The organism is Streptomyces sp. NPDC091271 (genome assembly GCF_044757505.1).
Taxonomy (GTDB): Bacteria; Actinomycetota; Actinomycetes; order Streptomycetales; family Streptomycetaceae; genus Streptomyces.
The window spans coordinates 461,846-481,833 of record NZ_JBIVVD010000008.1 but is presented as its reverse complement, the minus strand read 5'-3'; the positions used below and the strand labels follow the sequence as shown (position 1 = coordinate 481,833).

The following is a 19,988-nucleotide window of genomic DNA, read 5'->3' as shown; positions in this document are numbered from 1 at the left end:
TGATCATGAGGTCCCGGCGGGAGCGGTCAGGAGGTCTTGCGGCCCAGCACCTTGTTGGCCCGGCCGGTGATACCCCAGCCGGTGACCCGCCACAGGGCCTCGACGAGGATGTCGCGGCTCATCTTGGAGTCCCCGATCTCCCGCTCCATGAAGGTGATCGGCACCTCCACGACGTGATAGCCGGCCTCGACGGCCCGCCGGGCCAGGTCGACCTGGAAGCAGTAGCCCTGCGAGGCGACCTGGTCCAGGCCGAGACCGTCCAGGGTCCCGGTGCGGAAGGCGCGGTAACCGCCGGTGACGTCCCGCACCGAGAGGCCCAGCAGCATCCGCGAGTAGAGGCTGCCGCCGCGCGAGATCATCTCGCGGTGCCTGGGCCAGTTGACCACGCGGCCGCCGGGGACCCAGCGCGAGCCGAGGACCAGATCGGCACCCTTCAGCGCGGTGAGGAGCCGGGGCAGTTCCTCGGGCTGGTGCGAGCCGTCCGCGTCCATCTCGACCAGGACGCCGTAGCCGTGCTCGGAGCCCCAGCGGAAGCCGGCCAGATAGGCGGCGCCGAGCCCCTCCTTGCCCTTGCGGTGCAGGACGTGCACCTGGCTGTCGCCGGCCGCGAGCTCGTCGGCGACCTTGCCGGTGCCGTCGGGGCTGTTGTCGTCGGCGACGAGGATGTCCGCTTCCGGCACGGCGGCGCGCACCCGGGCGACGATCAGCTTGACGTTCTCGGCCTCGTTGTAGGTCGGAATGATCACCAAGACTGTGCCGAGCGGGCCGAACTGCCTCTGACCGCCGTCGTTCACTACTGCCCCTTAAAGTCCGTACGCAGGTGCACACCATATCCAGCACGACGCGGCCGGACTCCGACGCGGTCGCGGGGTGGCGCGTGGCGCGCGGACAGAAGCGTGGAACTGGGGACAGAAGGGCAGCACTGCGGATCGGGGCCCGGCGTCCTTCGGGCCGACCTGGGACCCGCTGGCTGCGGGTCGACCGAGAGCCGTTGTCTACTGAACCTCCGGGCCCCACCCGGGTCGCACCTGCCGTCCGGACGAAACCTTCCCTCGCCCCCGAGGCGCGGGCGCTGAACCTGGCTGTCAGTGGTGGCGCACCGGTGCGGCACACCACCCCATGACCCAGCGGCGTTCGACGACTGCGTGGAGGTTTGACCGGTCGGACGTCCAGTGGTGGACCCGGCCGAACCTACCGGCCCCTGGGCACATGCTGTCAACAGTCGCTCTACCTGCTGTTTCTCCCGAAAACGCCTGGTCAGCACCGAGGACGCGCAGGTCGTGGCAGAGTCCTGGCGCCTTCGATCGGCGGTACGAAATGTCCTGACGTCACTCGTTCGGCCGTACGTAGACAGTTTGTCCGAAGACCACCGTCCGCAGACAGACCGGAAGCTCCGCGCCCGGAGTGAGATCGGGCAGGCCGGGGGTGCCGGAACGGGGATCGGTGGACCACCGCGCCACCCGGTCGTCCGGGGCCTGGACCAGCAGGTCACCGGTACGCCAGACGGCGTAGTCGGCCGGGGCTCCCGGGACGAGCACACCGCCGTCGTCCCGCCCGACGGCCCGCCAGCCGCCCCGCGTGTGGGCGGTGAAGCCGGCGCGTACGGAGACACGGTGGCCGGGCGTGCGGTGATGGGCGGCGGCCCGCACCGTGCCCCAGGGGTCCAGGGGGGTGACCGGGCTGTCCGAGCCGAAGGCGAGGGGCACGCCCGCGCGCAGCAGGGCCGCGTACGGGTTGAGGGTCGCGGCGCGCTCCGCACCCAGGCGCCGGGCGTACATACCGTCGGGGCCGCCCCAGGCGGCGTCGAAGGCGGGCTGGACGGAGGCGGTGAGGCCCAGCTCCGCGAACGCGGCGACGGTCTCCGGGGTGAGCATCTCGGCGTGCTCCACCCGGTGCCTGGCGGCCCTGATCCGGGCGAGCCCGAGGGTCTCGGCGGCGGCCCGGACGCCGGCGACCACGGCGGAGACGGCCGCGTCGCCGATGGCGTGGAAGCCGGCCTGGAGCCCCGCCTCGGTGCACGCCGTCACATGTGCGGCGATCCGCGCTGCGTCGAGCCGGCCGGTGCCCGTGTGCGGGGCGTCGGCGTACGGCTCGCGCAGAAGGGCGGTGTGCGAGCCCAGGGAGCCGTCGACGAAGAGGTCACCGGCCGCGCCGACGGCACCGAGCTCGCGGACACGGCGGGCGCCCTTCTCGTCCTCGACGGGCTCGGCCCAGTATCCGAAGACCCGGGGGCCGGGCTGCTCGGAGGCGAGCTTCAGGAGCCCGGTGAAGTCCTCCTCGTCCGAGATTTCTGGGCCCGCGCACTCGTGCACGGTGCCGATCCCGAGGGAGGCGGCGTGTGCCAGAGCGGCGCGCTGGGCCAGCGCCCGCTGCCCCGGTGTGACGGCGCCGTGGGCGGCCGCGCGCACCGCGTGGTGGGCGTCGCCGGTCAGCGGGGCGTCGGGGTGGTAGCCGGTCAGCGCGGTGACGCCCGGCACCAGGTCCAGGAGCGCCGTGGTCACGACGGCGGAGTGGACGTCCACCCGGGGCAGATAGACGGCCCTGCCGCCGGCCGCTTCGTCGAGCTCGCCGCGCGACGGGGGCCGCTGCTCCGGCCAGCGGGCGGCGTCCCAGCCGTGGCCGAGGATGACCCCGGCTCCCGCGTGGCCGTTCGCGAACGCACGCACGAGTGCGAGGGCTTCGGTGAGCGAGCGCGCACCGGAGAGGTCCAGCCCCGTGAGGGCGAGTCCGGTCGACGTGGTGTGGACGTGGGAGTCCGTGAAGGCCGGGGTGACCAGCGCCCCTTCCAGGTCGATCACCTCGTCGACGCCGCTCGCGAAGGCGTCGGCCGCCCCCTCCGAGCCCACCCACGCGACATGGCCGCGTTCGACGACCATCGCGGTGGCGAACGGGTCGGCTGGGCTGTGGACGTCTCCACCGCGCAGCAGCACGGTGCGGTGTTCGCTCTGGGGGGCGGTGCTCTCGGTCATGGGACCAGTCTCGCGCCTGCCGGGACCCGCGCCTCCCCCGCCCCCTCCGCAAGGCCGGGCGGAACCCTCAGATGCGCGGCGGACGCGCCTCGTAGGGCGTGGAGAGGACGACGGTCGTGCGGGTGGAGACGCCGGCGAGGGTGCGGATGCGGGTCAGCAGGTGCTCCAGCTCCAGAGGGCTGGAGACCCGCACCTTGAGGATGTAGTTCTCGTCGCCCGCGACGCTGTGGCACGCCTCCAGCTCCGGCACACCGGCGAGCCGTTCGGCGATGTCGTCGGGTGCGCTCGGGTCGAAGGGTTTCACCGAGATGAACGCGGTGAGGGGCAGGCCGACGGCTTCGGGGTCGACGACCGCGGCGTAGCCCCGGATCACCCCGCGCTGCTCCAGCCGACGGACACGCTGATGAACGGCCGAGGTGGACAGGCCGGTGGCCTTGCCCAGGTCGGTGTAGCTCATCCGCCCGTCCTTGACGAGCAACTCCACAATCTGACGGTCCAGCTCCTCCATGCGGATCAACCTATGGCCCCGGGCCCTCCAGGCACAGCCGTGGGGCCCCCGGAAGGGCTCGTTCGAGGGGCATGTGACGAATGCCACATGTTTACGGGTCGGTAGCCGAGGGCGTCACGGTTACGGCCGACTTCCGACGGGAAGTGCTTGCTGTGGCCGAGGCCGTGGCGCCTTGTCGGCCCACCCGAGGGGGGAAAGAACCATGCAGAGCCTGAAGCTCACCGGACGTACCGAACCGGAGTCCGACGATTACGCCGCTCCGGACGAGGACGCCGTCCCCGACGCGTACGACACGTTCGAGATGTACCGGGTGATCTGCCCGGACTGCGCCCAGCCGATCGCCCTGCTGGCGGACGAGGACGTACTTCCCGAGCACGCGCTGTGCCCCACGCCGTGGAACCCGTTCGTCCTCACCGTCTGCCCCGGTACGAACCGTTACGCCTCCGAGGCGCGCCCGGCCGACGAGTCGCTCGAGGCCCAGGAGCAGGAGACCGCGCTGCTGTTGACGCTCCCTCAGGGGCTCGACTGGCGGATGCAGCCCTTCTCGCATGCCGGCGGCCCGGGTTCACGTCCCCTGCGGTACGTGCCGCAGGCGCGGCGTCACGCCGCCTGACGTCTCCGCGCCCCCGGGGCGCGCCTCTGCGCGCATCACGACGGCGGGGCCGGCGTGGTGCGGCCGGTGGCCGCGGCACCCGAGGAACGGGCGCGCGAATCGGCCGGACAGTGACCCGCGTCCCCGTGGCGCGTTGGCCCTGTATGACCACGCTGCATTCAACGGCCGGCCCCCTGCGCCGCCGTCTCGCCGCACCGACGTCCGGAGAATCGGTTCCCCGGCCCGGACCGCCGGCCGGGGAGGCCACGGGGCCGTCCGCGCCGCACTCCACCGACCCGCCCATCTACCGGGCTCTGCTACGCCATTGGGAGAGCTCGGGCCGGACCCTGCCGGGCCGCCACGACCAGGAGTGGAACCGGATCATGACGACACCGGTCTGGTCGGACCGGCCCGTCCGGTTCAGTGCGTCTCGGGACCCGCGAGGTGACGGGCGATGACCATGCGCTGGATCTGATTGGTGCCTTCGACGATCTGGAGCACCTTGGCCTCGCGCATCAGCCGTTCGACCGGGAAGTCGAGGGTGTAGCCGTAGCCCCCGAGGACCTGGACCGCGTCGGTGGTCACCTGCATGGCCGCGTCGGTGCAGAACAGTTTCGCCATGGCCGCCTGCCGCGAGAACGGGAGGCCGGCGTCGCGGAGCCGTGCCGCCTCCAGGTAGAGCGCCCGCCCCGCCTCGATCCGGGTGGCCATGTCGGCGAGCATGAAGCGCAGCCCCTGGAAGTCCGCGATGGGCCGGCCGAACTGGCGCCGGTCGGTGGCGTATCCGACCGCCTCGTCCAGGGCCGCCTGGGCGACGCCGATGGCGCAGGCGGCGATCCCCAGCCGCCCCGAGTCGAGCGCGGACAGGGCGATGGCGAAGCCCTGCCCCTCGTCACCGATGCGGCGGTCGCCGGAGATCCGTACGCCGTCGAAGTGCAGCTGGGCGGTGGGCGAGCCCTTCATGCCCATCTTCTTCTCGGGCAGGGCCGCGCCGAGGCCCTCGGCGTCGCCGGGCACGAGGAAGGCGGTGATGCCGCGCGGGCCGTCCTCCCCGGTGCGGGCCAGCACCGTGTAGAAGTCGGCGATGCCTCCGTGCGTGATCCAGGCCTTGGTGCCGGTGATGACCCAGTCGTCACCGTCCCGGACGGCCTTGGTGCGGAGCGAGGCGGCGTCGGACCCCGAGGACGGCTCGGAGAGGCAGTAGGCGCCGAGCAGGCCGCCCGAGAGCATCGCCGGGAGGTGCGCGGACCGTTGCGCCTCGGTGCCGTATCCGGCGAGCGCGTGACAGGCCAGCGAGTGGACGCTGACGCCGAGGCCGACGGTGAGCCGGGCGGCCGCGAGCTCTTCGAGCACCTGGAGGTAGACCTCGTACGGCTGATCGCCGCCACCGTACGCGGAGTCGTACGGCAGTCCGAGCAGGCCGGCTTCGGAGAGCAGGGTGAAGACCGGGCGCGGGAAGAAGCCCGCTTCCTCCTCCTCGGCCGCCCGGGGAGCGATTTCCTTCGACACGATGTCGCGTACGAGCTCGACGAGCTGCCGGGACTCCTCGGTGGGCAGACGGCGTTCCACCGGCTGCGGGGCACGGTCGGACATGACGGCGCTCTCCTCCCTGTCGGGCGTGACGGCGGTCGCGCGCGGGGTGTGCGCCGCACCGCCGGGTGGTCCCGGGCGATGCCCGGAAATCTACGGCTCCGCAGCCGATCCTGCCTTCCCGGATCACGGGAGGTGCTGGCCAGCGGCTGTGGCGCGTTGAGTATGCCCGATCGGAGCGCACGCGTCACCGGGTAGCCGGAGCCGTGATCAGGGAAATTGGTCCGAACCATTGACCCAACTGGTCTAGTCCTTCTACGGTCTCCCCCAATGCCTCATCGCGTCCATGCCAATTCCCGATGGAGCAAGGGCAGGCACCCCCCACGCCCAAGCCCTCCCCCACGAGGAGCCACAATGACCGGACTTCACCGTCCTCGCGCCCGCCTCCGGGCGCTCACCGCCACCCTCTGTACCGCCGCGCTCGGAGCCGCCCTGCTCGGCGTCGCCGGGACGTCCTCCGCGGGTGCCGCCCCTGCCGCTGCCGAGATCTCCGCACCGGCAGCCGCCGAAGCCGCGCCCGCCGCGGCCGGCGACAAGGTGGTCGGATACTTCACCAACTGGGGTGTCTACGACCGCAATTACCACGTCAAGAACATCGAGACGTCGGGCTCGGCCGACAAGCTGACACACATCAACTACGCCTTCGGCAACGTCCAGGGCGGCAAGTGCACCATCGGCGACAGCTACGCCGACTACGAGAAGGCCTACACGGCGGACCAGTCGGTGGACGGCGTCGCGGACACCTGGGACCAGGAACTCCGGGGCAACTTCAACCAGTTGCGCAAGCTGAAGAAGCTGCACCCGGACCTGAAGGTCATCTGGTCCTTCGGCGGCTGGAGCTGGTCCGGCGGCTTCGGTGAGGCCGCGCAGAACCCCGCCGCCTTCGCCGAGTCCTGCTACAACCTGGTCGAGGACCCGCGCTGGGCCGATGTCTTCGACGGCATCGACATCGACTGGGAGTACCCGAACGCCTGCGGACTGACCTGCGACACCAGCGGCCGGGACGCGTACGGCAACCTCCTGTCGGCGCTGCGCTCGAAGTTCGGCACCGGCAATCTGGTCACCTCGGCGATCACCGCGGACGGGTCCGACGGCGGCAAGATCGACGCGGTGGACTATGCGGGGGCGGCGAAGTACCTGGACTGGTACAACCCGATGACGTACGACTTCTTCGGCGCGTTCGCGGCGCAGGGGCCGACGGCTCCGCACTCCCCGCTGATCTCCTACCCGGGCATCCCGACGGAGGGCTTCGACAGCGACGCGGCGATCTCCAAGCTCAAGGGCCTGGGCATCCCCGCGGAGAAGCTCCTGCTGGGCATCGGCTTCTACGGCCGCGGCTGGACCGGCGTCACCCAGAAGGAGCCGGGCGGCACGGCGACCGGGGCTGCCCCGGGGACGTACGAGGCCGGCATCGAGGACTACAAGGTCCTGAAGAACAGCTGCCCGGCCACCGACACCGTCGCCGGGACGGCGTACGCCCTCTGCGGGACCAACTGGTGGAGCTACGACACCCCGGCCACCATCGCCACGAAGATGGACTACAAGAACGAGCAGGGTCTGGGAGGCACGTTCTTCTGGGAGCTCAGCGGCGACACGACGGACGGTGAGCTGATCCGGGCCATCAACTAGCCCCGACGGGGTACACGACCCGCAGGGCGGGTCAGGGGTGGGGTGCCGGGCGGGCGCCCCACCCCACCCGTCGTTCACGGGTCACATCAGTCCGGCCTGGGTGACGAACATGGCGAGGACGACGACGAGCGTCCAGCCCAGGATGTGTTCCAGGACCTTCGGCCCGTCCTTGGGGCCGCCGGTGCGGGCGCGGCTGTGGGTCCGGTTCTCGGCTGTGGTCGCGGTCATGGCATCTCGCTCGGTCGTTCGGCAGTGGGCGTCCCCCGTGACCCGACCACAGTGCCAGCGGAGGCGGGCGGCGCGGTAGAGATCCGGGTCACAGCGGCCGGCGGGGCGGAAGGCCGGAGGAAGGCCCGCATCCACGCTCCCGCAGGGGATCGGCGGGCGGAGACCACCGCCGCGGGCGAGCCCGATGTGCGCTACGCCATACCGCCGCACAGGACCCGGCGGGTACGTGGAAGCCTTCCCCTCACCGCCGCCGGTCATCCTGCCGATGCCACCACCGGGGACGGGCCGCACGCTTCGGGGCATGAAATCCTCAGGCGCGGCGGGCGCGGAATCCCGCTTCACGGTGCGAAGGATCCAGGCTCTGCTGGTGGTGGTCCTCGCGGTGGTGGCCGCGGCGATGCTCACCGCCGTCCCGGCACGGGCGGAGACCGGCTTCCACGAGGTCCCGGCTTTCGGCAGCAACCCCGGCAACCTGAAGATGTTCGCGTACGTCCCGGAGAAGGCGCGGTCCGGCGCCCCTGTCGTGGTCCTCTTCCACGGCTGTGGCGGCTCCGCGCAGAACCTCGACGTCGACACGGGCTGGCGCAAGTACGCCGACGCCTATGGCTTCACCCTCGTCCTGCCCGAGCAGAAGGACGAGAACTTCCGGACCGGTTCCTTCGCCCCGTGCCCCGGCAGGTACGACCTCGTCTCCCCGGAGGGGTGGGGCGACAGGATCCGCGGCGCCCACCCCGGCTACGCCGGCGAACGGCCGCGTGTGCAGATCTGGCACGGCGGCTCCGACCTGCTGATCAACAAGAAGTCGCTGGAGAAGCAGCGCGACGGCTGGACCGCCGTCTTCGGCGTCCCGCAGACCCCCTCGTCCACCTCACGCCCCGCCCTCGGCGTCACGAAGCAGGTGTACGGCAGCGGGCAGGTCGAGACCTACCTGATCGACGCGATGGGACATGAGGCGCCCGTGGACCCCGGAACGGGCATCGACAACTGCGGCACGGCGGGACAGGGCCACGACTCGCTCTGCGGTCCGTACTACGCGGCGGAGTTCTTCGGCCTGGGCAGCTGAGCCTGCGTACCGCGCACGGTGGTCCGGCGCCCTCCCCCGGGGACCCATCGTCCGGATGCCGGCGATCCGCACGGTGAATGCCATGAACCGAGCCCGCCCGCCGGCACACCCCCGCGGAACCGCCCGAGGTGTCACGCCTCGGGCGGGCCTCCCAGACGTCTGCCGACCCGGGCGGCGGTCTCCCGGAGCCAGATGTGGGCGGCGTCGTGCGTGTGCACCGGGTGCCACCACAGCGCTTCCCGCAGCGGCACCGCTTCGTACGGGGGCTCCACGATCCGCACCGCGGCGACCGGGGAGAGGAGCCGGGCGAGCCGGGCCTGGATCAGGGCGATGCGCCGCGTGCCGGCCACCAGGAGCGGGATCAGCTGGAAGCTGTCGACGGAGACCTCCACGCGCGGCTCGATGCCGAGCATGCCCAACTGCCGCACGGCCGGGGCGTCGTAGGTGCGCTGGTAGGTGACCCAGGGAAGCCGCGCGAGGTCCTGGTGGGTGAGCCGGTCGTCGACGCTCGGGTGGTCGTCCGCCACGAGGAAGACCCAGCGGTCGTCGTAGAGGTCGGTCGCGGGGAAGTCACTGATGACGCCGTGCGGCATGAGCAGGCCGTCGGTGGCGCTCAGCAGGGTGGCGGTGTCGTCCACCACCGTGGAGGGGGTGTGGGTGAAGCGGAGCCGGATGCCGGGCGCCTCCTCGTGCACGACGTGGGCCAGCTCGGTGCCGAAGACGGCGACCGCGTAGTCGGACGCGACCAGCTTGAACTCGCGGCTCTCCTCGGCCGGGTCGAAGTCGGCCTGGCTGGCGAAGAGACGCTCCAGCACGGCGTAGGCGGTGGACGTGCGGTCGAGGAGGACCTGGCCGAGCGCGGTGAGCTCGTAGTGGCCGCCGACCCGCGCGAGCAGATCGTCGTCGAAGTGCCGGCGCAGCCGTGCGAGCGCCGCGCTCATGGCGGGCTGGCTGAGCCCGACGCGCTGACCGGCCCTGGTGACGTTGCGTTCCTCCAGGAGGGCACGCAGAGCGACGACCAGATTCAGGTCGAGGCTGGCCAGATTCACGGGACTCCTCCTACGGCACGGCGCCGACCAGGCATGAATAAGTGTGGTGGATACCGATTATCCACAGAATCGATTTCCCTGATCGCGCGTGGCGGGTCCAGATTGGTTCCACCGCAATCAGGAGGACATGTTCGTGAAACCTGGATCAGCGTCCGCGCTCTTCGCCGGACCCTTCGCCCTCGGCACCCTGTCGGCCCCCGGCGGCTCGGCGTTTCCGGCTCTCGTCACCCCCGACGGACAGGTGACCGACCTGCGGGACGCCTTCGGCGAGGAGCAGTTGACGGTCCGGGATCTGCTGGACGACTGGGAGACCGCGCTGCCGCGGCTGCGAACCCTGTCCGGCGGAAGCGGCTCCGGCAGCAGGCCGCTGGAGGGCTTCCGGGTGCACGCGCCCGTCGAGCCGCGGCAGGTGTTCCAGTCGGGGGCGAACTACCGGCAGCACGTGATCGACCTTCATGTCGCGCACCGGGCGCCGGACGACGACCGCTCCGAGGAGGAGCGCCGCGCGGAGGCGGCGGAGATCATGGACCGGCGGGCGGCGGAGGACCTCCCGTACGTGTTCATCGGCCTGCCGAGCGCGATCACCGGCCCGTACGACGACGTCGTGCTGCCCTCCTGGGCCGGGAAGCCGGACTGGGAGCTGGAGCTGGCCGTGGTGATCGGCCGCCCCGCCCACCAGGTGTCCGTCGAGGACGCCCTGTCGCACGTCGCCGGCTACACCATCGCCAACGACCTGACCGACCGGGCGACGGTGTTCCGCCGGGACATGCCGCAGATCGGCACCGACTGGCTGCGCAGCAAGAACGCCCCCGGGTTCACCCCGCTCGGCCCCTGGATCGTGCCGGCCGGGTCGGTCCCGGACACCGATGGCCTGCGGCTCACACTGAAGCTCAACGGCGAGACCATGCAGGACGAGTCCACCGAGGACATGATCTTCGGTGTGGCACGCCTGATCTCCTACGTGTCCCGGTTCGCCCGTCTCCTCCCCGGCGATCTGGTGCTGACCGGGTCCCCCGCCGGCAACGGGATGCACTGGGGCCGTCTCCTGCGTGACGGGGACGTCATGGAGAGCTCCGTCACCGGCCTCGGCAACCAGCGCACCCGTTGTGTCGCGGAGGAGTCATGAGCATGGACCGCACCGACCCCGAGGGCTCGATCGCCGAGGCGGCGAAGGAGTGTTCCAACTGGGGCCGCTGGGGCCGGGACGACGTGCTCGGCACCCTCAACTTCCTCGACGAGGCCAAGCGCCGGGAGGGTGCCTCACTCGTCCGGCGCGGCGTCAGCTTCTCCCTCTCCCAGCGCTTCGACATCGACGGCCCGCAGAAGGGGTGGCGGCGGCGCACCAATCCGGTGCACACCATGCTGGACACCGGGACGGACGCGGCCCTCGGGAACCAGGGGCTGCCCCACGGGATCGGCGGCGCCGACGACGTGATCGCCATGCCGCTGCAGTGCTCCACGCAGTGGGACGGGCTCGGGCACATCTTCGACCACGGCAAGGCGTGGAACGGCCGGCCCGCCGAGCAGGTCGTCACATCCGACGGCGACCTGGTCACCGGCATCGAGCACATGGCCCCCCACGTCGCGGGACGCGGCGTTCTCCTGGACGTGGGACGGGTGTTCGGCGAGGACGACGGGCTGCCGGACGGCTTCGCGATCACCGAGGAGCACCTGACGGCGACCGCCGAGGCCCACGGTGTGGCCGTGGGACGCGGTGACCTCGTGGTGGTGCGCACCGGTCAGCTCACCCGGGTGCGCCGCGACGGCTGGGGCGACTACGCGGGCGGGCCCGCCCCCGGCCTCTCCTTCACCACCGCGGGGTGGCTGCGGAACAGCGAGATCGCGGCGATCGCCACCGACACCTGGGGCTTCGAGGTGCGGCCCAACGAGTTCGACCACGCGTTCCAGCCGCTGCACCAGGTCGCCATCCCGCACATCGGCCTGCTGATCGGCGAGATGTGGGACCTGGACGCGCTCGCCGAGGACTGCGCCGCCGACGGTGCGTACGAGTTCCTGCTGGTCGCCGCGCCCCTTCCCATCACCGGCGCGGTCGGCTCGCCCGTGAATCCGATCGCCGTCAAGTGACCAGCGGAACGAAGGAGTTCCCCATGACCGATACCCGCACGATCCTCGTTGTCGGCGGCGGCGCGGCCGGCAACGCCGTGACGATCCTGCTGCGCCGCGCCGGCTTCGCGGTGGACCTGATCGAGGCCCGGGACGACTGGAACGCCACCGCCGGTTCCGGTATCACCCTCCAGGGCAACGCCTTGCGCGTACTGCGCGAACTGGGTGTCTGGGAGCAGGTGGAGGAGTCCGGCTCCGGTTTCGGCTCCGTCGGCATCACCGCCCCCGACGGTACGGTCCTGCACGTCCAGGACGACCTCCGCACCGGCGGTGACGACCTTCCCGCCACGGTCGGCATGCAGCGCCCCAGGCTCCAGCAGATCCTGATCGAGGCCGTCGCCGCGAGCGGGGCCCTCGTGCGGCTGGGCACCCGGGCCGAGGGCTTCGACCAGGACGCCGACGGTGTCACGGTCCGGTTCACGGACGGCACCGAGGGCCGCTACGACCTGGTGATCGCGGCGGACGGCCTGGGCTCCGCCACCCGCGCGGCCATCGGCATCGAAGCCCAGCCGGAACCGACCGGCATGGCCATCTGGCGCGTGGCCGCCCCACGCCCGGCCGGAGTGTCCCGCACCGACCTCGCCTACGGCGGCCCTGCCTACATCGCCGGCTACTGCCCCACCGGTGACACCACGCTCTACGCGTACGTCGTCGAGGCCCGCCGCGACCGCGCGTCGATCCCCCCGGAGTCGTACGCCGACGAGATGCGACGCCTGGCCTCCGCCTACGGCGGCAACTGGCCGGACATCACCGAGCACATCACCGACCCGGCACAGGTCAACTACACCTGGTTCGACCGCATGCTGGTCGAGGGCTCGTGGCACCGGGGCCGGGTCGTCCTCGTCGGCGACGCCGCCCACTGCTGCCCGCCCACCCTCGCCCAGGGCGCCGCCCTGTCCCTGGAGGACGCCTGGGTGCTGGCACAGCTCCTGACCGAGTCGGACACCTGGGACGACGCCCTGTTCCAGGCGTACTACGAGCGGCGGATCACCCGCGTACGCCCCGTCGTGGAAGCCTCCGTGCAGATCGGGCAGTGGCAGCTCGACGGCGTACGCGACGCCGATGTGCCCGGCCTGATGGGCCGCACCATGACGATGCTCCGGGAGCTGCCGTGACCTCCCCCACCGTGGACGTGCACGCCCACGTCCTGCTCCCCGGGATCGAGGCGCTCGTGGCAGGCCTGCCCGGCCTGGCGGCGGCCAAGGAGCTCGACGCCCGGCGGAACGGCCCCGCGGCTCTCGCCGTCAGCGGCCCGATGGTGGGCGAGCGGATCCCGCGGCTGACCGACACCGACGTACGGCTGGCCGCGATGGACGCCCAGGGTGTTGACGTCCAGCTGGTCAGCCCCTCTCCCTCGCACTACCACTACTGGGCCGACGAGGAGACGGCCGAGAAGGTGTACCGCGCCGCCAACGAGGGGACGGCCGCGCACTGTTCGGCCGCCCCGGACCGGCTGCGCGGGCTCGGACTCGTGCCTCTCCAGCATCCGGGCCAGGCGGTACGCGCCCTCGACCACGCCCTGGACCAGGGGCTGATGGGGGTGGAGATCTCCAGCCACGCCCCGGGGCGGGAACTGTCCGACCCCGCCTACGAACCGTTCTGGTCCCGGGCCGACGAGACGGGCGCGATCGTCTTCCTGCATCCCTTCGGGTGCACGCTCGACGAGCGTCTGGACCGGTGGTACCTGTCCAACACGGTCGGCCAGCCCACCGAGAACGCCGTCGCGCTCTCCCACCTCATCTTCTCGGGAGTGCTCGACAGGCACCCGGGCCTGAGACTGATCGCCGCGCACGGCGGCGGGTACCTGCCCACCCACATCGGCCGCTCCGACCACGCCTGGTCCACGCGCTCGGACGCCGGTGCCGGCTGCGCCCACCTGCCGAGCAGCTACCTCAGGCGGCTGTACTTCGACTCGCTCGTCCACGACCCGCACGTCCTGCGGGAGCTGATCCGGGTGGCCGGGGCCGACCGTGTACTCCTCGGCTCCGACTTCCCCTTCGACATGGGCACCGAGGACCCGGTGGGCACCCTGCGCGCCGCGGGGCTGCCCCGGGCCGACTTCGACGCCGTACGCGGTGACAACGCCGCCACCCTGCTCGGCCCCGCTCTCACCTGAGGAGGAACCACCATGAGCGCACGCCTGCTCACCCACCTGCGTCATGTCGACCTGGCGGTGCCCGACTACGACAAGCAGCTCGACTTCTACGCCGGCGTCTGGGGCCTCACCAAGGTCACCGAGGACTCCGGGATCTCCTTCCTGGCCGCCGAGGGCTCCCCCGAGCAGTACGTCGTACGGCTGCGCAGGGCCGAGGAGAAGCGGCTCGACCTCGTCTCCTACGGCGCCGCGAGCCCGGCCGACGTGGACACCCTGGCCGAGCGGCTCCTGGCCGGCGGCGTACAGCTGATCTCGCGGCCCGGTGCCGTGGACACCCCGGGCGGCGGGTACGGTTTCCGCTTCTTCGACGTCGACGGCCGCACCATCGAGGTCTCGGCCGACGTCGAGGTCCGGCAGCACCGGAAGATCGAGGAGAAGGAGGCCATCCCGGTCAAGCTCTCCCACGTCGTCCTCAACTCGCCCGACCTGAACCGCACCCGGGAGTGGTACGAGCGCCATCTCGGCTTCGCCCTCTCCGACACGCTCTCCTCGCCGCACATGGGCGAGGTCATGCACTTCATGCGGATCAGCAACCAGCACCACTCCATGGCCATCGCCCAGGGCCCGCACACCGCCCTGCACCACGTCTCGTTCGAGATGCGTGGCATCGACGAGTACATGCGCGGCTCCGGCCGGGTCATGCGGGCCGGCTTCCGCAAGATCTGGGGGCCCGGCCGGCACATGGCGGGCGACAACACCTTCACGTACTTCCTCGACCCGCACGGCAACACCGTCGAGTACACCACCGAGCTGGAGAACCTCGACGAGGACACCTGGCACCCGCACGTCTACGACTTCTCCCAGCCCGAGGTCACCGACCAGTGGGGCACGGCCAACGCGATGAACGAACTCGTCGCCAAGGAGTCCTTCAACGACCCCGACCGCGGCGTGTTCGTCGCCCCGCCGGTCTGAGCCCGGCCCGACTCCAGGAGCCGCACCATGCGCTTCGCCGCTTATCAGCAGCAGCACCGTGACCGGGTGGCCGTCGTGGACGAGGACGGCACGCTCTTCCCGCTGCCCGGCGTCACCTCACTCACCGCGCTGCTCGCAAAGACCGGCGGGCTGCCCGGCCTGCTCGCCGCGGGCGGGGCGGCACTCGACGGGCCGGCCGGCCCTCCTGTCTCCCAGGTCCGGCTGCTGGCACCGCTCCAGCCCACGTCGGTACGCGACTTCGTCACCTTCGAGGAACACGTCGAGGGCGTGCGCCGCTCCGTCGACGGCGTCGCCGGCGTGCCCGAGCAGTGGTACGCGGCGCCGACCTTCTACTTCACCAACCCGCACGCGATCTACGGCCCCCAGGACGGCGTCCCCGTGCCACCCGGTTCCGCCGTGCTCGACTTCGAGCTCGAGGTCGCCGCCGTCATCGGCCGGGAGGGACACGACCTCACCCCACGGCAGGCCCGCGACCACATCGTCGGCTACACGGTCTTCAACGACTGGTCCGCCCGCGATCTGCAGTCCGCGGAGATGAAGGTCGGTCTCGGGCCCTGCAAGGGCAAGGACACCGCGACCACTCTCGGCCCGTACCTCGTCACCTCCGACGAGCTGGAGCCCCACCGGGACGCCGAGGGCTTCCTGCGTCTCGCGCTGACCGCCGAGGTCAACGGCGTGACGGTCGGCGAGGACCTGCTCTCCCACATGAGCTGGACCTTCGAGGAGATGACCGCCTACGCCTCACGCGGCACCCGGGTCGTCCCCGGGGACGTGCTCGGTTCGGGCACGTGCGGCAACGGCGGATGCCTCGCCGAACTCTGGGGCGTACGCGGCAAGCAGACCCCGCCGCCGCTGAAGCCCGGCGACACCGTCACGCTCACGGTCGAGGGCATCGGCTCGCTGACCAGCACCGTCGTCCCGGGCGCCGAGCCCGTGCCGCTGCCGGCCGGCCGGCGCCGGGACAGGCGGCGGCCGTGACATGCCCGGGCGCCCCGCGGCTCCAGGACAAGGTCGTGGTCGTCACGGGGGCCGCCCGTGGCCAGGGCGCCGCCGAGGCGGCGGCCCTCGCCCGGGAGGGCGCCCGTGTCGTCGCCACCGACGTGGAACCCCGCGACGGCTGCCGGCGGCTCGACGTCACCAGTGAGGACGAGTGGGCCGAACTCGCCGCCGAACTGCGGGACTCGTACGGCGAGGTGCACGGCCTCGTCAACAACGCCGGCATCACCTGGCGGGCCCGGATCGGGGACGTACGCTCCGAGGACATGGCGCGGGTCCACGCGGTCAACGTCACCGGGCCCCTCCTCGGCATCCAGCACCTCGCCCCGCTCATGCCCCGCGGGGCCTCCGTCGTCAACGTCGGCTCGTCGGCGGCCCTCACCGCCCACTACCCGGTGGCGTACACCACCAGCAAGTGGGCGCTGCGGGGCCTGTCGAGGACCGCGGCACTGGAGCTCGGCGCGCGGGGCATCCGTGTCAACACCGTTCACCCCGGCTACATCGAGACCGAGATGACCGCCTCCGCGGCGCCCGCGTTCCGGGAGGCCAACGTCCGCGAGACGCCGCTGGGCCGCACCGGGACGGCCGACGAGGTCGCCCCGCTCGTCGTCTTCCTGCTGTCGGACGAGTCGTCCTTCATCACCGGTGCGGACATCCCCGTGGACGGCGGACTCACCGCCCACGGCGGCGTCAAGTCCGTCTCCGACGCCCTGCGCGAGGGGGCGCCGTAACCGGGCTGTTCAGGAGCTGAGTTCGCGCAGCTCCGCGGCGAGTGGGCTGAGGGCCGCGGGGTTGGCCACCACGCGTACCGTGCGCACGGCAAGTGGAGCCGAGCTGAGGGCGGAAGCCGTCGTCGACGGGCACCGCACCGTGCCGGCCTGGGCGGAGATCGACGCCGACTTCGGCCTCCTCCTGGTCACACGTATAAACGGCCGGATCTGGACACGGCCAGGAGCATGCTCGTGGTCCTCGTGGGCCGGTGCGGGGCGCGCTACGTCAGCGCCGTCACCCGGGTGTGGGCCGGCGCCTGGCCGGAGCCGGCGTAGACCGTCGCCTGCCACCACCGGCCATCCCCGGATTCGGACCATCCTCCAGATGCGAACGCATTTGCCATGGAGATTCGTAGCAAGCTTTGTAAATACAAGCAGGGCTCCATTAATCTGTCGCACATGCAGCCCCATACAGGGGATCGTCCCGCTCGGCGCGGCTCTCCATCACGCGCCCGGGCGGCACAGGCCGGCCGCGTCCCCAAGGAGCCTCACCCTCATGTCTCTCACCTTCACCCGGCGGCGCACGGCGGCCGCGGTCCTCACGGCGGCTCTGCTCGTTCCGCTGGCCGCATGCGGCAGCGACGGCAAGAAGGACTCGGGTGACAAGGCCTCGGCATCCGGGGCACCGGATGCCGACCTGACGGTTCTGGCCGCCTCCTCACTCACCGACGTCTTCAAGACGGCAGGTGCGGCCTACGAGAAGGAGCACCCCGGGACGGAGGTGACCTTCTCGTTCGCCGGCTCGCAGGAGCTTGCCGCGCAGGTCAAGCAGGGCGCACCCGCCGACGCGCTGGTGACGGCGGACACAAGGACGATGGACGGGCTGAAGTCCGACACCGGGTCGCCGACCGTCATCGCGAAGAACCGTCTGGTGATCGCCACGGGCAAGGGCAATCCGGAGAAGGTCGAGACCCTGCAGGACCTCGCCGACCCCGGCCTGAAGGTCGTCCTCGCGGCGCCCGAGGTGCCGGTCGGGCGCTACAGCCGGCAGATCCTGGACTCGCAGAAGATCGACGTGAAGCCCGTCTCCCAGGAGCCCAACGTCCGCGCCGTCCTCAGCAAGGTCGAACTCGGCGAGGCGGACGCCGGCCTCGTCTACAGGACGGACGCCGCCACGGCGACCGGCAAGGTCGACGCGATCGACATCCCGGACGCGCAGAACGCCGTAGCCTCCTACCCGGCGGCGACCCTGAAGACCTCCGGGAACGGCGAGGCCGCGACCGCGTTCGTGGCATGGCTGTCCACCCCCGAGGCCCAGAAGATCCTCGCCGCCGCCGGCTTCCAGAAGCCGTAGCAGGCATCCGCCCCGTGCGGGCGGCCCGTCCTCCGGGACGCGACGCCCGCACGGCACCTCAGCATCGGGGATCTTCATGAGACGCCTTCGCCGCCGCGCCACCGGCCCCCGCGCCCCGATCGCCCTGGCGATCCCCGCACTGCTGGCCATCGCCTTCCTGCTCCTGCCGCTGCTGGGGATCATCACCCGTACGTCCTGGTCCGACCTGGGCTCTCACCTGACCAGCCCCGAGACGACCCAGGCGCTGAAGCTCTCCCTGATCGTCTCCGCCTGGGCCCTGGGGCTCTCCCTCGTCCTCGGTGTGCCGCTGGCCTGGCTTCTGGCCCGTGTCGACTTCCCCGGCAAGGCGTTCGTCCGCTCTCTCGTGCTCCTGCCGATGGTCCTGCCACCGACTGTCGGCGGCGTCGCCCTCCTTCTGGCCTTCGGCCGGCGCGGGCTCCTCGGCTCGTGGCTGGAGGACACGTTCGGACTCACGCTGCCGTTCCACACCTCCGGCGCCGTCCTGGCCGCGACCTTCGTCGCCATGCCGTTCCTGATCATCAGCCTCGAAGGAGCGCTGGGCGGCCTGCGCCCACGCTACGAGGAGACCGCGGCCTCCCTGGGCGCCTCACCGGTACGGGTGTTCTTCACCGTCACCCTGCCCATGGTCGCCCCCGGCCTCGCCGCGGGCGCGGCGCTGACCTGGGCGCGGGCCCTCGGCGAGTTCGGCGCGACCATCACCTTCGCCGGAAACCTCCCCGGCACGACGCAGACGCTTCCACTCCAGGTCTACCTGCTGCTCCAGGACAGCCCGGAAGCCGCGACCTCGGTCTCACTCCTCCTGCTGGTCATCGCCATGGTCGTACTCATCGCACTGCGCGGACGATGGACCGGTACCCCGAACACCGCCCGGCCGCGCGCCCTGGCCGACGATCCCGGGCCGGCCCCGAAGATGGACACGCATGCCGCTTCGGACGTCCCGCCCGACACCGGTGACACGGGGGCGGGCTGGCCGCTCCACGCCACCGTCACGGGCTTCAACGACCTGACCCTGGACGCGGATGCCGGGACCACCATCGCGGTCGTCGGCCCCAACGGCGCCGGCAAGACCACCCTGCTACGCGCGCTCCTCGGCCTCACCCCGCGCGCCCACGCCGAACTCCGGCTCGGCGACACCGACGTCACCGCGCTCCCCCCGCACCGCAGGGGCGTCGCGTGGGTCCCCCAGGACGGGGCGCTCTTCCCCCACATGAGCGCCTCGGCCAATACCGCGTACGGGCTCCGCGCCCGTGGCGTCCCGCGCGCCGAGGCCCGCCGCAGTGCGCAGACGTGGCTGGACCGTCTGGGCGTAGGGCACCTCGCGCACCGCAGACCGGGTCAGATCTCCGGGGGCCAGGCCCAGCGTGTCGCGCTCGCCCGGGCGTTGGCCGCCCGGCCGCGGCTCCTCCTCCTCGACGAACCGCTCGCGGCCCTCGACCAGACCACCCGCGCCCACGTCCGGCACACCCTCCGCCGACATCTCGACGGCTTCGGGGGCGTGTGCCTCATCGTCACCCACGACCCCGTCGAAGCCGTGGCGCTCGCCGACCGGGTCCTCGTCCTCGACGACGGACGGACCCTCCAGGACGCCCCGCCCGCCGAGGTCACCCGCAACCCGCGCTCCCCCTGGGTCGCCCGGATGCTCGGCCGCAACGCCTGGCCCGGCACCGCCACCGACACCGGCATCCGACTCACCGACGGCGGCCTCCTCGTGGCCGCGGACACGCTCCCGCCGGGCACGGACTCCCTCGCGATCATCGCTCCGGAAGCCGTCTCCGTGCACAGGGACAAGCCGACCGGCAGCCCCCGCAACGTCTGGTCAGGCACCGTGCGGGAGATCACCACCAGCGGCAGCCGGCTGCGGGTCCTGATCACCTCGGACCAGGTGCCGGACCTCGTCGCCGAGATCACTCCTCAGGCCCTGGCCGAACTCGGCCTCGCCGAGGGGAGCTCCGTCTGGACCAGCGTCAAAGCCACGGAAGCGACCGTCGTCGCCCTCTGAGCAGGCCGGGTGGCAGGAAGTCTTGGTGCCGAAACATCCTGGGCTTGAGTCTCCACCAGGGGGAGACA

General features: G+C 71.8%; 19 protein-coding genes and 1 pseudogene. 13 read left to right on the top strand and 7 right to left on the bottom strand.

Features of this window, described 5'->3' with window-relative positions; translation table 11 throughout:
- Positions 1-26: 26 nt before the first annotated feature.
- The 3 genes from ACIQM3_RS32065 to ACIQM3_RS32055 all read right to left on the bottom strand — a co-directional run bounded on the left by ACIQM3_RS32065 (position 27) and on the right by ACIQM3_RS32055 (position 3,477).
- A complete protein-coding gene (locus tag ACIQM3_RS32065; RefSeq protein ID WP_393767347.1) occupies positions 27-794 on the bottom strand; it encodes a polyprenol monophosphomannose synthase in 768 nt (255 codons plus the stop codon).
- Between the two features lie 534 nt (positions 795-1,328).
- Positions 1,329-2,969 (bottom strand): amidohydrolase, encoded by a 1,641-nt coding sequence (locus ACIQM3_RS32060; protein WP_401630544.1) that lies wholly within the window; start codon positions 2,967-2,969, stop codon positions 1,329-1,331.
- 67 nt (positions 2,970-3,036) lie between these two features.
- Entirely contained in the window at positions 3,037-3,477 is a 441-nt protein-coding gene (locus ACIQM3_RS32055) for an Lrp/AsnC family transcriptional regulator (RefSeq protein WP_033304241.1), read from the bottom strand.
- A 202-nt stretch (positions 3,478-3,679) separates the two neighbouring features.
- On the opposite strand from ACIQM3_RS32055, the gene ACIQM3_RS32050 reads away from it, so the two are divergent.
- On the top strand, positions 3,680-4,090 hold the full coding sequence (locus tag ACIQM3_RS32050; RefSeq protein WP_401630541.1) for a hypothetical protein: 411 nt from the start codon (positions 3,680-3,682) through the stop codon (positions 4,088-4,090).
- A 399-nt stretch (positions 4,091-4,489) separates the two neighbouring features.
- Here the strand turns inward: ACIQM3_RS32050 and ACIQM3_RS32045 are convergent, their stop codons facing one another.
- Positions 4,490-5,662: an acyl-CoA dehydrogenase family protein gene (locus ACIQM3_RS32045; protein ID WP_401630539.1), complete on the bottom strand. Its 1,173-nt coding sequence runs from the start codon at positions 5,660-5,662 to the stop codon at positions 4,490-4,492.
- A 351-nt stretch (positions 5,663-6,013) separates the two neighbouring features.
- On the opposite strand from ACIQM3_RS32045, the gene ACIQM3_RS32040 reads away from it, so the two are divergent.
- Positions 6,014-7,288 carry a glycoside hydrolase family 18 protein gene (locus tag ACIQM3_RS32040; RefSeq protein WP_401630537.1) on the top strand — a complete coding sequence of 425 codons (1,275 nt, stop codon included), beginning with the start codon at positions 6,014-6,016 and terminating at the stop codon, positions 7,286-7,288.
- Between the two features lie 81 nt (positions 7,289-7,369).
- Here ACIQM3_RS32040 and ACIQM3_RS32035 read toward each other — a convergent pair whose 3' ends face one another.
- On the bottom strand, positions 7,370-7,516 hold the full coding sequence (locus ACIQM3_RS32035) for an SCO1431 family membrane protein (RefSeq protein ID WP_401630535.1): 147 nt from the start codon (positions 7,514-7,516) through the stop codon (positions 7,370-7,372).
- 301 nt (positions 7,517-7,817) lie between these two features.
- Between ACIQM3_RS32035 and ACIQM3_RS32030 the strand changes: the two genes are divergently transcribed.
- Positions 7,818-8,579, top strand: a complete 762-nt coding sequence (locus ACIQM3_RS32030) for an alpha/beta hydrolase family esterase (RefSeq protein ID WP_401630533.1) — start codon at positions 7,818-7,820, stop codon at positions 8,577-8,579.
- A gap of 131 nt (positions 8,580-8,710) precedes the next feature.
- Here ACIQM3_RS32030 and ACIQM3_RS32025 read toward each other — a convergent pair whose 3' ends face one another.
- Positions 8,711-9,628 (bottom strand): LysR family transcriptional regulator, encoded by a 918-nt coding sequence (locus ACIQM3_RS32025; protein ID WP_401630531.1) that lies wholly within the window; start codon positions 9,626-9,628, stop codon positions 8,711-8,713.
- A 127-nt stretch (positions 9,629-9,755) separates the two neighbouring features.
- Between ACIQM3_RS32025 and ACIQM3_RS32020 the strand changes: the two genes are divergently transcribed.
- The 7 genes from ACIQM3_RS32020 to ACIQM3_RS31990 are packed head-to-tail and all read left to right on the top strand — an operon-like array spanning position 9,756 to position 16,567.
- The gene (locus ACIQM3_RS32020) at positions 9,756-10,754 is read left to right on the top strand and encodes a fumarylacetoacetate hydrolase family protein (RefSeq protein ID WP_401630529.1); all 999 of its coding nucleotides are present in this window, start codon (positions 9,756-9,758) and stop codon (positions 10,752-10,754) included.
- Positions 10,751-11,713 carry a cyclase family protein gene (locus ACIQM3_RS32015; RefSeq protein ID WP_401630527.1) on the top strand — a complete coding sequence of 321 codons (963 nt, stop codon included), beginning with the start codon at positions 10,751-10,753 and terminating at the stop codon, positions 11,711-11,713. The genes ACIQM3_RS32020 and ACIQM3_RS32015 overlap by 4 nt, the downstream gene beginning before the upstream one ends.
- Before the next feature lie 23 nt (positions 11,714-11,736).
- Positions 11,737-12,867, top strand: coding sequence for an FAD-dependent oxidoreductase (locus tag ACIQM3_RS32010; protein ID WP_401630525.1), 1,131 nt, complete (start codon positions 11,737-11,739; stop codon positions 12,865-12,867).
- On the top strand, positions 12,864-13,868 hold the full coding sequence (locus tag ACIQM3_RS32005; protein WP_401630523.1) for an amidohydrolase family protein: 1,005 nt from the start codon (positions 12,864-12,866) through the stop codon (positions 13,866-13,868). The genes ACIQM3_RS32010 and ACIQM3_RS32005 overlap by 4 nt, the downstream gene beginning before the upstream one ends.
- Positions 13,869-13,880: 12 nt before the next feature.
- Positions 13,881-14,819 (top strand): VOC family protein, encoded by a 939-nt coding sequence (locus ACIQM3_RS32000; RefSeq protein ID WP_401630521.1) that lies wholly within the window; start codon positions 13,881-13,883, stop codon positions 14,817-14,819.
- Between the two features lie 27 nt (positions 14,820-14,846).
- Positions 14,847-15,818, top strand: a complete 972-nt coding sequence (locus ACIQM3_RS31995) for a fumarylacetoacetate hydrolase family protein (protein ID WP_401630519.1) — start codon at positions 14,847-14,849, stop codon at positions 15,816-15,818.
- Positions 15,815-16,567: an SDR family NAD(P)-dependent oxidoreductase gene (locus tag ACIQM3_RS31990; RefSeq protein ID WP_401630517.1), complete on the top strand. Its 753-nt coding sequence runs from the start codon at positions 15,815-15,817 to the stop codon at positions 16,565-16,567. The genes ACIQM3_RS31995 and ACIQM3_RS31990 overlap by 4 nt, the downstream gene beginning before the upstream one ends.
- Before the next feature lie 9 nt (positions 16,568-16,576).
- Here ACIQM3_RS31990 and ACIQM3_RS31985 read toward each other — a convergent pair whose 3' ends face one another.
- On the bottom strand, positions 16,577-16,756 hold the full coding sequence (locus ACIQM3_RS31985; protein ID WP_401630644.1) for a hypothetical protein: 180 nt from the start codon (positions 16,754-16,756) through the stop codon (positions 16,577-16,579).
- Between ACIQM3_RS31985 and ACIQM3_RS31980 the strand changes: the two are divergent.
- The 3 genes and pseudogenes from ACIQM3_RS31980 to ACIQM3_RS31970 all read left to right on the top strand — a co-directional run.
- Positions 16,692-16,962, top strand: a pseudogene (locus ACIQM3_RS31980) (molybdopterin-dependent oxidoreductase); the annotation flags it as partial. The gene ACIQM3_RS31985 and the pseudogene ACIQM3_RS31980 sit on opposite strands and share 65 nt — an antisense overlap.
- 140 nt (positions 16,963-17,102) lie before the next feature.
- Positions 17,103-17,900 carry a molybdate ABC transporter substrate-binding protein gene (gene modA, locus ACIQM3_RS31975; RefSeq protein ID WP_401630515.1) on the top strand — a complete coding sequence of 266 codons (798 nt, stop codon included), beginning with the start codon at positions 17,103-17,105 and terminating at the stop codon, positions 17,898-17,900.
- 76 nt (positions 17,901-17,976) lie between these two features.
- Entirely contained in the window at positions 17,977-19,920 is a 1,944-nt protein-coding gene (locus ACIQM3_RS31970; RefSeq protein WP_401630513.1) for an ABC transporter permease, read from the top strand.
- The last annotated feature ends 68 nt before the right edge of the window (positions 19,921-19,988 follow it).

What these genes read in the sequence shown, in the direction of transcription:
- ACIQM3_RS31970 (WP_401630513.1), top strand. Translation starts at nt 17,977, where the DNA reads ATGAGACGCCTTCGCCGCCGCGCCACCGGCCCCCGCGCCCCGATCGCC.
- modA (WP_401630515.1), top strand. Translation starts at nt 17,103, where the DNA reads ATGTCTCTCACCTTCACCCGGCGGCGCACGGCGGCCGCGGTCCTCACG.
- ACIQM3_RS32015 (WP_401630527.1), top strand. Translation starts at nt 10,751, where the DNA reads ATGAGCATGGACCGCACCGACCCCGAGGGCTCGATCGCCGAGGCGGCG.
- ACIQM3_RS32035 (WP_401630535.1), bottom strand. Translation starts at nt 7,516, where the DNA reads ATGACCGCGACCACAGCCGAGAACCGGACCCACAGCCGCGCCCGCACC.
- ACIQM3_RS32000 (WP_401630521.1), top strand. Translation starts at nt 13,881, where the DNA reads ATGAGCGCACGCCTGCTCACCCACCTGCGTCATGTCGACCTGGCGGTG.
- ACIQM3_RS32010 (WP_401630525.1), top strand. Translation starts at nt 11,737, where the DNA reads ATGACCGATACCCGCACGATCCTCGTTGTCGGCGGCGGCGCGGCCGGC.
- ACIQM3_RS32045 (WP_401630539.1), bottom strand. Translation starts at nt 5,662, where the DNA reads ATGTCCGACCGTGCCCCGCAGCCGGTGGAACGCCGTCTGCCCACCGAG.
- ACIQM3_RS31995 (WP_401630519.1), top strand. Translation starts at nt 14,847, where the DNA reads ATGCGCTTCGCCGCTTATCAGCAGCAGCACCGTGACCGGGTGGCCGTC.
- ACIQM3_RS32050 (WP_401630541.1), top strand. Translation starts at nt 3,680, where the DNA reads ATGCAGAGCCTGAAGCTCACCGGACGTACCGAACCGGAGTCCGACGAT.
- ACIQM3_RS32040 (WP_401630537.1), top strand. Translation starts at nt 6,014, where the DNA reads ATGACCGGACTTCACCGTCCTCGCGCCCGCCTCCGGGCGCTCACCGCC.
- ACIQM3_RS32055 (WP_033304241.1), bottom strand. Translation starts at nt 3,477, where the DNA reads ATGGAGGAGCTGGACCGTCAGATTGTGGAGTTGCTCGTCAAGGACGGG.
- ACIQM3_RS32060 (WP_401630544.1), bottom strand. Translation starts at nt 2,969, where the DNA reads ATGACCGAGAGCACCGCCCCCCAGAGCGAACACCGCACCGTGCTGCTG.
- ACIQM3_RS32020 (WP_401630529.1), top strand. Translation starts at nt 9,756, where the DNA reads ATGTTCGTGAAACCTGGATCAGCGTCCGCGCTCTTCGCCGGACCCTTC.
- ACIQM3_RS32030 (WP_401630533.1), top strand. Translation starts at nt 7,818, where the DNA reads ATGAAATCCTCAGGCGCGGCGGGCGCGGAATCCCGCTTCACGGTGCGA.